Below are 12,089 nucleotides of genomic sequence, written 5' to 3' on the forward strand. Positions count from 1 at the left end.
CGCCATGAATGGCGACCCTACGGACAATCATTGCTTGCGCGGCAGCGAAACCAGCAGCAAGCCAAACACAATCAGCACCACGCCGGCAAAGCTGCTCCAGCGGAAGGTTTCCCCTAATATTGGCAAGGAAATCGCCGCCAGCCACACCAGTACATAACTCAAACTGAGCAGCGGATAGAGCCGATTAAGCGGCAGATGGCGCAGCGCCAACATCCAGCACAACATCGACAGCGCGTAAGCGCCAAGGCCCATCGCCAACAGCAGCAGCGGTTTGATGTGCTGCAAACTGAGCAATGCGCTCAACGGCGGGAAATCCAGCATCCCCATTCGCAGCACCAGCTGCGCCAGCGAAACCAGCAATACGCTGCACAGCGCCAGCATCACGCCTTTCATAGATGACTTCCCATTAACGCCACACCGGCAACAATCGCCAGCGTGCCAATCCACTGCTGTAGGCTGTAGGTTTCGCGCCAGATCAGCCGCGCGGCGATAGCTACCAACACAAAGTTAAGACTTAGCATCGGATATGCCACGCTCACCGGTACCACGCGCAATACCGCCAGCCACAGCAGCATGCCGATACCCAGCAGCAGAATGCTGAGCGCCAGCCAAAAAATTCCCTTTTTGATACCGAGATGAGCCGCCTGCTTCTGACACAGCTGGGCGGCACAGCTCAGTACGCTAACCAGTAATATCAGCAGCAGATTCATGGTTTAGCATCGTAGCCGTAATAAACCAGGCGGCCCTGACGATAGACGTCATCCGGTTCCGGCAGGTTTTTATCCGGCGTTTTGTCGCTGGAATTCATCATCAACACCAATGAAACCTTGCCCTGACGGCGATGCACGCGCAGCCAGTCGGCAAAGTTATCCGCATCAATATAGTGTGACTGCGCATCCGGATAGCTCAGGCCGTATTGCAACTCGCCTTTGGCATCATAAAAATTGATGTCACTGCGCTGCAGTTCCCAGGCCACCGCCGATGCCACGCCAGGATTGTTGGCCAGCAGATAACGACTATCCGCCAGCTGATCGTGCACCGCGTTGACAAAACTCTGCGGCTGCTTGGAGTCCCGCACCTTTTGCGGAATGGCAAAGCCGACCAACAACGCCAGCGCCAGCGGACAAAGCGCGGCTAACTGCCAGCGACCGTTATCCGGCTTGCGGCTCAGCCAGCCCATCACGCCCCATCCGATAAAGGAGAGCGCCGCACAGATTACGCCAACAATCTCTTCGCTGCTATAAACCGGACGATGCGAAATGCCCCACGGAGCTAGCACCACCAGTAACACGATTGCGGCAATCGCACCGAACAGCAGGTTGATCCAGCCATTCACTTTCAGCGCTTTGATCACCTGCGCCGAACCGCTGTGCGCGTAATGCGCCATCAGCAGCGCCAGCGGCGCGAAGCACGGCAAAATGTAGGTCGGCAATTTGCCCTTAGCGATGCTGAAAAACAGCAGCGGCAGCAGCACCCAACTCAGCAAATAAATCGGCCCAGCTTGCTGACTGCGCTGACGCCACGCGCCAACCAGCGATCCCGGCAGCAGCGCCAACCACGGCAAACAGCCCGCCAGCAGCACCGGAATGTAATACCAGAATGGCGCTTTGTGCTGTGCATCCGACTCGGCGAAACGCTGAATATGCTCGACCCAGAAGAAGTAGTGCCAAAAATCCCCTTCCTGCTGATTAATCGCCAGCGCCCAAGGCGTGCTGAGCAGCACAGCAACCACAATCGTCAGCGGTCCCCAGCGCAGCAGTTCACCGAAGCGACGTTGCCAAATGGCCCACGGCAGAATCGCCAACACCGGCACCGCCAGCGCGAGAAAGCCTTTGGTCATGAAGCCCATCGCGCAGGCCGCGCCCAGCAAAACATAGCCACATAAGCGTTGCCGCGTGGTGCTGGCCTGCGACGCCAGCCAGTAACTGCACATCGCGGCGACCAGCCACAGCATCAGGATCGGATCGAGCACCGCGTATGTGCCCACGCCGTACACCAGCAGCGAAGTCAGGAAAATAACGCTGCCGGTAAGCGCGACTTGGCGGCTGGCGAACATCTGCCTGCCGAGCCAGTAGACCAATACCGCGCTCAAGGTGGTGCTGAAAATCGATCCGGCGCGCACGCCAAAATTAGTGTGACCAAACAGCCATTGGCCGATGTTATTGACCCAATATCCGGCAATTGGTTTTTCGAAGTAGCGGAGATCGAAGAAATGCGGCACCACCCAATTGCCGCTGAACAGCATTTCACGGCTGATTTCAGCGTAGCGGGTTTCGTCCGGCTGCCATAATGCGCGGAACTCAATCGGGATCAGGTAGAAAAGCGCGAAGAGCGCGATGAGTAATGCGGTTTTAGTGCCTGTACGCATCCGTGGTTCCTGTAGATATTAACGCTGGCAGCCTAGCCAGCCTTCGCGTCCGGGAATATGCCCGCGCACGATGTTGCCCTGTGGCAGCGTAGAGAGATCGTCGGGTAACAAGGCGCTTAGTGGACAAAACTCAATGTCCTGCTCTTCTGCACGTCTAAGCAGATCGGCGAACGCCTTAAGTCCGACAATCCCTTCTACTTCGGCATGAATTGTATAGACCGACGAACCCGTTGCAGCATGGATCTGCTCGAGAATAAAGTCGTTAAAACCTTCCGCGCTAACCGATTGTCCCACCACTTCATCCCAGGTAGGCAAGGTCACCGGAATTTGTACCGTGCCGATGCTGCCATCGCTAAGAATGGGCAGAAATGGGCCCGTACCACGGCAGTCACTGTTGTAGCTGAAGCCAAACTGTTGCTTAGCTGCTACGACGCGACCGTCTGCCCGCCAACCCGCCACGGCTGAACAAGTGACATTGTCACCAATAATCGCTTCCAGCGCCTGTTTCCCACGTGCTATCTGCTCAACCAGCTTCTCTTGCGGCCACACGCCCGCCCAGGTTTGCCAGGCAAAGTGATCCCAGGCATGCAAACCGACTTCGTGATGATCGGCGGTGGCGCTGATGATCTCCTCCAAGCCGCGACCAATTTCCCGCCCCGGCCAGGCGGTACCGGCCAGCAAGATATCCCAGCCGTAAAGAGATGCTGCGCGCGAACGCAGCATTTTCCACAGGAAGCGCGGTTTTAACAGGCGCCACAAGTGGCGCCCCATATTGTCCGGTCCAACACTGAAGAAAAAACTGGCCTGCAGCTGATGCAGACTGAATTGCTCCAGTAGCGCCGGCACCCCGAGTTGGGTGCCGCGCCAGGTATCTACATCGACGCGCAAACCTACTTTTTTCATGGCTTATCCTGCAGCTCAACGGTGCGCAGGAAGAAGTCCAGCGTGTTATCGATGGTGGTATCCATCTCGACGGTTGGCGTCCAGTCCAGCAGACGACGCGCGTTTTTGATCGACGGCTTGCGGTGTTCCACGTCCTGATAACCTTTACCGTAATAGCTGCTGCTTTCTACCTCACGGAATCCGGCAAATGGCGGGAAGTTGCTGCGCAGCGGATGACGTTCAAAACTCGCCAGCAGACGCTCGGCCAACTCTTTGATGCTGGCTTCGTTATCCGGATTACCGATGTTAACGATCTGACCATCGCAGTTGTTCTGCTTGTTCTCGATGATGCGGAACAGCGCTTCAATGCCGTCCTGAATATCGGTGAAGCAACGCTTCTGTGCGCCGCCATCGATCAACTTAATCGGTGAACCTTCCACCAGATTGAGGATCAGCTGTGTGATAGCACGCGAACTGCCGATACGTGCGGCGTTCAGGTTATCGAGGCGCGGTCCCATCCAGTTAAACGGACGGAACAAGGTAAAACGCAGCCCTTCTTTCTCACCGTAAGCCCAAATCACGCGGTCCAGCAGCTGCTTAGAAACGGAGTAGATCCAGCGCTGTTTATTGATCGGCCCAACAACCAGATTCGAGTGATCCTCATCGAAATGTTTGTCAGTACACATGCCGTACACTTCGGAGGTCGATGGGAAAATGATGCGCTTTTTGTATTTTACGCAGTCACGAATGATTTTGAGGTTCTCTTCAAAATCGAGTTCGAACACGCGCAGTGGATTGCGTGTGTACTCAATCGGAGTAGCAATCGCTACTAATGGCAGCACCACATCGCACTTCTTGATGTGATACTCGATCCATTCTGAGTGAATGCTGATGTCGCCTTCGACAAAGTGGAAGCGCGGCTGATCGAGGAAACGGCTGATGGCATCTGAACCGATGTCTAAACCGTACACTTCGAAGTTATCATCCTGCAGCAGACGCTCAGTGAGGTGGTTACCGATAAACCCGTTCACGCCGAGGATCAGCACGCGCGTACGACGTTTCACCGCAGCCACCGGCTGAGAATAGAGCAATGCGCCCTTCACCATGCCGAGGTTTTGCGCCAGCTGGCTGCCGTTCATGAAGACGCCGTTATCGCTTTGACCGGTCATCACTTCCAGCGCACCTTCACCGCAGGCAATCAGGAACGGCTCGACAGACAATACGGTGCCCGGTTTGGCGTGGTGATCAACGTTATGCACGCGGCTTTTCCACACCACGAATTTCACGGTGCCGGCGAAGGCAAACGCGCCCGGCCACGGATAAGTCACAGCACGCACCAGGTTGTTGACCGTCTGCGCCGGGGCTTCCCATTTGATGCGACCATCTTCCGGTGTGCGACGACCAACAACCGTAGCTTCACTTTCGTTTTGTGGCGTGGTGACGATATCGCCACGTTTCACTCCCGGCAACGCGTTGTTCAGGACTTCGGTGGCGCAGGCCACCAGTTTGCGATGCAGTGTTAATGCGTTGTCCTGCTCGTCAATCGCGACGCGCTGTTGCGCCACGATGTCACCGGCATCGGCGCGTTTCACCATGCGGTGCAAGGTTACGCCGGTTTCGGTTTCGCCATTGACCAGCACCCAATTCAGCGGTGCGCGGCCACGGTATTTAGGCAGCAGCGAACCGTGCAGGTTAAAAGCCCCCAGTTTTGCGCAGCTGAGAATGCTGTCGTTCAGCAAAGCACGATAGTAGAAGGAGAAGATGTAATCCGGCGCCATGGTTTTGATGCGATCGACCCACAGCGGGTGATTCACATCTTCCGGCGCATAAACCGGAATGCCCTGCTCAGCGGCTAAACGCGCAACGGAGTCGAAAAAGTGGCTCTCAGTTCCTGTGTCTGAGTGAGTAAAAATAGCGCTGATTTCATAGCCAGCGTTCAGAAGTGCAGAAATACCCGCACAGCCCATTTCGGCGTAGGCGAAGACGACAGTTTTCATTGCTCAATTTCCTGTACAGATGAGGCTTTTTGCTGTGGGTGAATCACACGTTGGATGAAGTAGCGCGGACGGGCGCGTACGTCGTTGTAAATGCGGCCGATGTATTCGCCGAGTAATCCCATGCCGATAAACTGCGCGCCGACAAAAATAAACAGCACGGCGAACAGCAGGAACACGCCATCGCCGGCCCAGGCCGCGCCGAGGAACAGGCGCAGCACAATCAGAATCAGCGAGAAGGCAAACCCGGCCAGCGCAATCAGGCTGCCGACGATACTCAGCAGACGCAGCGGCGTGGTAGTCAGGCAAGTCACCAGGTCATACATCAGGTTAATCAGCCGCATAAAGCTGTATTTTGAATCGCCAAACTCGCGCTCGGCATGCGCTACCGGCAGCTCAATGGTGCGGCGCGCAAAGGTGTTAGCGAGGATGGGAATAAAGGTGCTGCGTTCGTGGCAGTTCAGCATCGCATCAACAATATGACGGCGATAAGCGCGCAACATGCAGCCGTAATCGCCCATCGCTTTGCCAGTCACGCGCTGAATCAGGTGATTGATGGTGCGTGAGGCGCGACGACGGAACCAGCTGTCCTGACGGTTCTGACGCACGGTGCCCACCACGTCATAGCCCTGCTGCGCGGCTTTCACCAGGTTCGGGATCTCTTCCGGCGGGTTTTGCAGATCGGCGTCCAGCGTGATGATCAAGTCGCCGCTCACGTGGCTAAAGCCCGCCATGATCGCCGAGTGCTGGCCGTAATTACGATTGAGTAACACGCCAACCACATGGCTGCCCGGCATATCCGCAGCGTCGGCAATCATCTCACCTGAGCGATCGCTGCTACCGTCATCAACCAGCAGAATCTCGTACTCCAGACCTAATTCCGCGCAGGCCGCATCGGTACGACGTACCAATTCCGGCAGGCTCTCCTCTTCGTTGTACACCGGGATAACCACGGAGACTTTACGAATGGCTTTTTCTTCCAACATGTCAAACTCCAGCGATCTGACGCAATGCGCTAATGACGCGCGTGACATCTTCGTCGCGCATATCAGGGAATAACGGGATTGAGCAAATGCGATCGCTATTCCATTCGGTGTGCGGCAGTGAGAGCTGCGGATAGCGTTCGCGGTAATATTTGTGGGTGTGTGCAGCACGGAAATGCAGGCCGGTGCCAATATCCTGCGCTTTAAGTGTTTCCATTAATGCATCGCGGGTAATGCCGCATTGCGCTTCATCAACACGAATAATGAACAGATGCCACGCGTGCTGATGCGCCCATTCTGGCTGCGTCAGCGGCAGAAACGGCGTATCCGCCAGTTCGATGAGATAACGTTGCGCAATCGCCGCGCGGCGTTCATTGATGGCGGGCAGTTTTTTCAGCTGCACCAATGCAATGGCGGCGCTGATATCCGGCAAGTTGTATTTGAAGCCCGGCATGATTACTTCAGCTTGCGGCTTGCGGCCATGCGTGTGGCGATCGTAAGCATCTACGCCGAGGCCGTGGAATTTCAGGCTGCGCATGCGGTCGGCCAGCGCCGCATCATCGGTCACAATCAAGCCACCTTCGGCGCAGGTCATGTTTTTGATGGCGTGGAAGGAGAAGATCGCCGTGCCCTGTTGACCAACGTGCTTGCCTTTGTAGTAACAGCCCGCAGCGTGGGCGGCGTCCTCAATCACCGGAATGCCATGACGCTCACCGATGGCGCGGATGGCATCCAAATCGGCGGGTGCGCCCGCGTAATGCACCGGAATGATGGCGCGCGTGCGCGGCGTGATCGCTGCTTCAATCTGCTCCGGCGTCACCATTAATGTGTCGCGATCGATATCGATCATTATTGGCGTCGCACCGAGCAGCGTAATGATATTAATGGTGGAAACCCAGGTCAGAGACGGCGTGATCACTTCATCGCCAGGCTGGATATTCAGCGCCAGCAGCGTGACATGCATTCCTGCTGTAGCGGAACTAACGGCAATCGCATGCTGATTACCGGTGAGCTGGCCAAAAGCCTCTTCCAGTTCAGCATTTTTCGGGCCCGTCGTAATCCAGCCTGATTCAAATACTGCTTTTACCGCAGCCAACTCTTCCTCGCCCAACGATGGGCGCGAAAATGGAAGGAAAGTCATAAGTTTACCTTAACGTTTAACGCCTTGAGTTTCCTGCATCAGGACCATGTAAAAATGTGCAATCGATTGACACCACAACAACATTAAGTAACTTGCTGTTTAAACGTAGGTTAAACCGTACAAATTTGACAGCACAAACTGTTAACTTCTCTGGGCGCTTTAAAAAACATAAGTATGGCTTTTTTATCGCCTGAGGAAACAACATACGGAGCAATACTTAACTCAACATTAAATGGTGCGATAACAAGTCGGCTTTTTTAATAAATGTTGAAGTTTGGTAGAAGAAAGTAGGCATGAAAAAGCTGTGGATTATTAACTATACTCTTCTTAAGGTTATGTTAAGGTTCAGACCCGAGACTATGTCCGGTTTTGGCTAATAAACGCTAAGTGGAGGAGTGGCAATGAGAACTGATAATGACCGACTGTCACAGGCTGCTTTGCGCCGTCATCACATTGGGATTAAAACCAAAGGGCTGCGCTATCGCGGCGATCTCTATGTGTTCCGATTTAATGCCGGGCAATATGATGTCTACCTCAATAATGACCACGTTATGTCACTGGCGACCAGCAATGTGCAGGAAGCGATTCAGATGTTTAAGCAGCAATCTTAATTCCCAATCTCCTTAGTTCTGGATCCCGCTCTGCACTTTTGATGTAACCCGCTGTAATCCCCTCTTTCCTCTCGCACTGATATTCGCTTCGGCATATTGTCCCGCTATAACAAACCAGGAAGGTGCGAGGTATTGGCAATGGCATGCGTTTATTGGTTAAGCGGTGGATTAATCGGCTTGATGATGGGCAGCTTCATTAATGTGGTGATCTATCGATTGCCGCTACAATTATTACATCCTGAATCATCCCTTAATCTGTTCTATCCCTCTTCTCACTGCCCACGATGTAAAAAAAGAGTGCTTTGGCGCGACAATATTCCCGTCCTAAGTTGGCTGTTACTTCGCGGTAAATGTCGATATTGCCAATGCGCCATCAGCAGGCGTTATCCACAGGTGGAGATAATTTCTACACTTTTCACTTTGCTGCTGATGTGGCTTATACCGGTAGATCTGCATTTGTTGGGTGCGCTTATTCTGTTCTGGGCGTTAACGGCATTAGCTTTTATCGACCTCGACCATTTCCTTTTACCCGACGCGATCACATTGCCATTACTTTGGACTGGGTTGTTTTTCAATGCGATGGGGTGGCTGCCGGGTTCATTGCATGAAGCGGTATTCGGTGCAATTGCGGGATACGGCTTATTGTGGTCACTATCTTATTTATATCAATCGATTAAAGGAGTTGAGGCGCTTGGGATGGGGGATGCAAAACTGCTGGCGGCGATGGGCGCCTGGTTGGGCTGGCCTCTTATACCATCAGTGCTTTTGCTGGCATCGGGCGGTGCTATTTTATGTGTTTTGATTTCCAGAATTGGCTGGCAGCGAGATATCAATCAAGCCATTGCCTTTGGTCCGTGGATCGCCTTAGCGGCTATAAGTCTCTTTATTCATTCGATTATTTTTTAACCACCCCGACAGTGGTGCGAAATTAAGTGGCCAATTTCTGGCCAACGCCCTGATTCATATATGGAAAGAGTAAACAAATCTAAACAAAATTAATCATTGTGATGTAGGTCAAAAGGCTCTATATTGGCCGCGTTTTTTCACAGCTGTTACTTTTTTGTTCAATTAGTCAATTGGCGAGCCTCACGTGCCCCGGTTGAAGGAGAGATATGATGACGGATAAAGTCCGTATTGATAGTTTTGGTGCCAATGCATTCAACGGAAACAACGACGCATTCTTAGCCCGTCAGGCCGAGTTTGAATCTAACGTCAGGAGTTACCCGCGCAAACTGCCTTTAGCCATCGCTAAAGCCCATGGCGTGTGGATCACAGATGTTGAGAATAAACAATATCTTGACTGTCTGGCTGGCGCAGGGACGCTGGCACTGGGTCACAACCATCCTGATGTTCTCCAGAGCATACAAAATGTCATTACCAGCGGCTTGCCGTTACATACTCTTGATCTGACTACACCACTGAAAGATCAATTCTCTGAGTCTTTGCTCTCGCTGCTGCCTGGCCAGGGTAAAGATTATTGCCTGCAGTTCACCGGCCCTTCCGGTGCGGATGCGGTAGAAGCCGCGCTGAAACTGGCGAAGAAAGCCACTGGCCGTAGCGGCGTGATCAGCTTCTCTGGCGGTTACCACGGTATGACGCACGGCGCGCTGTCCGTCACCGGCAATCTGGCACCGAAAGAAGCGGTTGATGGCATGATGCCTGAAGTGCAGTTCATGCCTTACCCGCATCAGTACCGTTGCCCGCTGGGTATCGGTGGTGAAGCTGGCGTGAAAGCGCTGACCTACTACTTCGACAACCTGATCAACGACGTGGAAAGCGGCGTGCGCAAGCCAGCTGCAGTCATCCTCGAAGCCGTTCAGGGCGAAGGCGGCGTTAACCCAGCTCCGGCTGAGTGGCTGCAGCGCATCCGTAAAGTGACCCAGGAACACGGCATTCTGCTGATCCTCGACGAAGTTCAGGCTGGCTTTGCCCGTACTGGTAAATTCTTCGCCTTCGAACACGCAGGCATCGAGCCAGACATCATCGTTATGTCTAAAGCAGTGGGCGGCGGTCTGCCACTGGCTGTGCTGGGCATCAAAAAGCAGTTCGACGTTTGGTCACCGGGTCATCACACCGGCACCTTCCGTGGCAACCAGCTGGCGATGGCTACCGGCCTGACCACGCTGAAAATCCTCAAAGAGCAGGATATTGCGGGCAAAGTTGCCGCGCAGGGTGAATGGCTGAAACAGCAGCTGGCTGCGATGCAAAAACGTTTCCCGGTAATTGGTCACATTCGTGGTCTCGGCATGATGATCGGTATTGAGATCGTTAAACCGAACGAAGCGGCCGATCACATGGGCAGCTTCCCGGCTGACGGCGAGCTCTCTGCGTTGTTGCAGAAGAAGTGCTTCGAAGCAGGTCTGATTCTGGAGCGCGGTGGCCGTCATGGCGCAGTGTTGCGTCTGCTGCCTTCACTGCTGATCACCAACGATGAGCTGGCGATTTTCCTGGATAAATTTGAGCAGGCGCTGATTGGCGCTGGCGTCAAACCTGTTTGATTGGAAGAGTAAATGTCTGAAGTAAACCCGATTCTGGCCGCCTCTGCACAGAGCATTGAGGCGTATCAGCAGGCGATTGCCCAGAGCAGCGCCGCGGTTGTGCAGTGGCTGCAACAGCCTGAGATGTATCAAGGCAAAACTGTTGCCGAACTGCGCGAGCGTATCACGCTCGACTTCAATCCAAACGGCCTGGGTAACCAGGCCGCGATTGAACGCGCGATTGAATATTTCCTGAAAGACAGTCTTTCAGTGCATCACCCACAATGTGTGGCGCATCTGCACTGCCCTAGCCTGGTAGTAAGCCAGGCGGCAGAAGTGCTGATCAACGCCACTAACCAGAGTATGGATTCGTGGGATCAGAGCCCTTCTGCCACCATCATTGAGATCAAACTGATCGAATGGCTGCGTGCGCAAGTGGGCTATCCGGCTGGCGACGCAGGTGTGTTCACCAGCGGCGGCACCCAGAGCAACCTGATGGGCCTGATGCTGGCGCGCGATGCCTTCTATCAGCGCCAGGGCCACTCGGTGCAGCAGCACGGTATCACTGGCGATCTGCGTAAGATCAAAGTGCTGTGCTCTGAAAACGCGCACTTCTCTGTACAGAAGAACATGGCGCTGCTTGGCCACGGCTATCAGTCTGTGGTGCAGGTGAAGTCTGATGAATTCGCCCGTATGGATGTGTCAGACCTGAAAGCCAAACTGGCACAGGCCGAAGCTAACGGCGAACAGATTCTGGCGATCGTTGCGACCGCCGGTACCACCGATGCAGGTGCTATCGATCCGCTGCGTGAAATTACCGGTATCGCTGCCGAGCACAACATCTGGGTACACGTTGATGCAGCATGGGGCGGCGCGCTGTTGCTGTCCGAGAAGTATCGCGACTACCTTGACGGCCTGGATCTGGTGGATTCCGTCACTTTGGACTTCCACAAACAATACTTCCAGACCATCAGCTGTGGTGCATTCCTGCTGAAAGACGAGCGTCATTATGAGCTGATGCGCTATCAGGCGGCTTATCTGAACTCAGAGTTTGACGAAGAAGCCGGCGTACCGAATCTGGTATCCAAATCACTGCAGACCACGCGTCGTTTCGATGCACTGAAGCTGTGGATGGGCCTGGAAGCGCTGGGTCAGAAACAGTATGCGGCGATCATCGATCACGGCGTGACGCTGGCGCAGGAAGTGGCGAAGTTTGTCACTTCTGAACCGCGTCTGGAGCTGGTGATGCAGCCTCAGCTGGCTAGCGTGCTGTTCCGCTATCGTCCAGAGCAACTGACCGATACCGCGCAGATTGCCCTGTTCAACCAGCGTATCGGCGATGCACTGCTGGATTCTGGCCGCGCCAACGTTGGCGTGACCGAGAATCAGGGCATAACTTGCCTGAAGCTGACCTTGCTGAACCCAACCGTGACGCTGGAAGATGTTAAAGTCTTGCTGGCGCTGGTTGAGAAAACGGCGAATCAGCTGCTCGGTGCATAATAACGTGAAAGATCAATAGCGAACGAAAGTCGCTATTAAATGCTTTAAATAAAGTTCGTTATTATATTAAATTTAAAAGGGTGCTTTTCGAAGCGCCCTTTTTTATTGCTAACCGTAATATCCCGTATAACAT

At 54.0% G+C, this 12,089-nt stretch carries 11 protein-coding genes; 4 read left to right on the top strand and 7 right to left on the bottom strand.

Translation table 11 applies throughout. The features are described 5' to 3' along the window. Positions 1-27: 27 nt before the first annotated feature. From arnF to arnB, 7 genes are read right to left on the bottom strand one after another with little or no spacing between them, the layout of a single operon-like run. The gene (arnF, locus tag BM323_RS15190; protein ID WP_008107423.1) at positions 28-393 is read right to left on the bottom strand and encodes a 4-amino-4-deoxy-L-arabinose-phosphoundecaprenol flippase subunit ArnF; all 366 of its coding nucleotides are present in this window, start codon (positions 391-393) and stop codon (positions 28-30) included. Then, positions 390-710 carry a 4-amino-4-deoxy-L-arabinose-phosphoundecaprenol flippase subunit ArnE gene (arnE, locus tag BM323_RS15195; protein WP_008107425.1) on the bottom strand — a complete coding sequence of 107 codons (321 nt, stop codon included), beginning with the start codon at positions 708-710 and terminating at the stop codon, positions 390-392. The genes arnF and arnE overlap by 4 nt, the downstream gene beginning before the upstream one ends. After that, on the bottom strand, positions 707-2,368 hold the full coding sequence (gene arnT / locus BM323_RS15200) for a lipid IV(A) 4-amino-4-deoxy-L-arabinosyltransferase (RefSeq protein WP_008107427.1): 1,662 nt from the start codon (positions 2,366-2,368) through the stop codon (positions 707-709). The genes arnE and arnT overlap by 4 nt, the downstream gene beginning before the upstream one ends. Before the next feature lie 18 nt (positions 2,369-2,386). Further along, positions 2,387-3,271 carry a 4-deoxy-4-formamido-L-arabinose-phosphoundecaprenol deformylase gene (gene arnD, locus BM323_RS15205; RefSeq protein WP_008107430.1) on the bottom strand — a complete coding sequence of 295 codons (885 nt, stop codon included), beginning with the start codon at positions 3,269-3,271 and terminating at the stop codon, positions 2,387-2,389. Beyond that, complete coding sequence (gene arnA / locus BM323_RS15210) at positions 3,268-5,247, bottom strand: bifunctional UDP-4-amino-4-deoxy-L-arabinose formyltransferase/UDP-glucuronic acid oxidase ArnA (RefSeq protein WP_008107432.1); 1,980 nt, start codon at positions 5,245-5,247, stop codon at positions 3,268-3,270. The genes arnD and arnA overlap by 4 nt, the downstream gene beginning before the upstream one ends. Then, positions 5,244-6,230 (bottom strand): undecaprenyl-phosphate 4-deoxy-4-formamido-L-arabinose transferase, encoded by a 987-nt coding sequence (gene arnC, locus BM323_RS15215; protein ID WP_008107434.1) that lies wholly within the window; start codon positions 6,228-6,230, stop codon positions 5,244-5,246. The genes arnA and arnC overlap by 4 nt, the downstream gene beginning before the upstream one ends. Before the next feature lies 1 nt (position 6,231). Next, positions 6,232-7,368, bottom strand: coding sequence for a UDP-4-amino-4-deoxy-L-arabinose aminotransferase (arnB, locus tag BM323_RS15220; RefSeq protein ID WP_008107436.1), 1,137 nt, complete (start codon positions 7,366-7,368; stop codon positions 6,232-6,234). Between the two features lie 401 nt (positions 7,369-7,769). On the opposite strand from arnB, the gene BM323_RS15225 reads away from it, so the two are divergent. From BM323_RS15225 to BM323_RS15240, 4 genes are all read left to right on the top strand, one after another. Continuing rightward, positions 7,770-7,979 carry a hypothetical protein gene (locus tag BM323_RS15225; RefSeq protein WP_008107438.1) on the top strand — a complete coding sequence of 70 codons (210 nt, stop codon included), beginning with the start codon at positions 7,770-7,772 and terminating at the stop codon, positions 7,977-7,979. A gap of 138 nt (positions 7,980-8,117) precedes the next feature. Then, positions 8,118-8,885: a prepilin peptidase gene (locus tag BM323_RS15230; RefSeq protein WP_008107440.1), complete on the top strand. Its 768-nt coding sequence runs from the start codon at positions 8,118-8,120 to the stop codon at positions 8,883-8,885. 206 nt (positions 8,886-9,091) lie between these two features. Continuing rightward, positions 9,092-10,477: a diaminobutyrate--2-oxoglutarate transaminase gene (locus tag BM323_RS15235; RefSeq protein ID WP_036649212.1), complete on the top strand. Its 1,386-nt coding sequence runs from the start codon at positions 9,092-9,094 to the stop codon at positions 10,475-10,477. Between the two features lie 12 nt (positions 10,478-10,489). Beyond that, entirely contained in the window at positions 10,490-11,956 is a 1,467-nt protein-coding gene (locus BM323_RS15240; RefSeq protein WP_008107444.1) for a pyridoxal phosphate-dependent decarboxylase family protein, read from the top strand. The last annotated feature ends 133 nt before the right edge of the window (positions 11,957-12,089 follow it).

Origin of the sequence: Pantoea sp. YR525 (assembly GCF_900116775.1) — a bacterium.
GTDB lineage: Bacteria > Pseudomonadota > Gammaproteobacteria > Enterobacterales > Enterobacteriaceae > Pantoea > Pantoea symbiotica.

Bases quoted from the DNA above. Each gene is read 5' to 3' on its own strand.
- arnF (WP_008107423.1), bottom strand. From the start codon at position 393: ATGAAAGGCGTGATGCTGGCGCTGTGCAGCGTATTGCTGGTTTCGCTG.
- arnA (WP_008107432.1), bottom strand. From the start codon at position 5,247: ATGAAAACTGTCGTCTTCGCCTACGCCGAAATGGGCTGTGCGGGTATT.
- BM323_RS15225 (WP_008107438.1), top strand. From the start codon at position 7,770: ATGAGAACTGATAATGACCGACTGTCACAGGCTGCTTTGCGCCGTCAT.
- BM323_RS15235 (WP_036649212.1), top strand. From the start codon at position 9,092: ATGATGACGGATAAAGTCCGTATTGATAGTTTTGGTGCCAATGCATTC.
- BM323_RS15240 (WP_008107444.1), top strand. From the start codon at position 10,490: ATGTCTGAAGTAAACCCGATTCTGGCCGCCTCTGCACAGAGCATTGAG.
- arnE (WP_008107425.1), bottom strand. From the start codon at position 710: ATGAATCTGCTGCTGATATTACTGGTTAGCGTACTGAGCTGTGCCGCC.
- arnC (WP_008107434.1), bottom strand. From the start codon at position 6,230: ATGTTGGAAGAAAAAGCCATTCGTAAAGTCTCCGTGGTTATCCCGGTG.
- BM323_RS15230 (WP_008107440.1), top strand. From the start codon at position 8,118: ATGGCATGCGTTTATTGGTTAAGCGGTGGATTAATCGGCTTGATGATG.
- arnD (WP_008107430.1), bottom strand. From the start codon at position 3,271: ATGAAAAAAGTAGGTTTGCGCGTCGATGTAGATACCTGGCGCGGCACC.
- arnB (WP_008107436.1), bottom strand. From the start codon at position 7,368: ATGACTTTCCTTCCATTTTCGCGCCCATCGTTGGGCGAGGAAGAGTTG.
- arnT (WP_008107427.1), bottom strand. From the start codon at position 2,368: ATGCGTACAGGCACTAAAACCGCATTACTCATCGCGCTCTTCGCGCTT.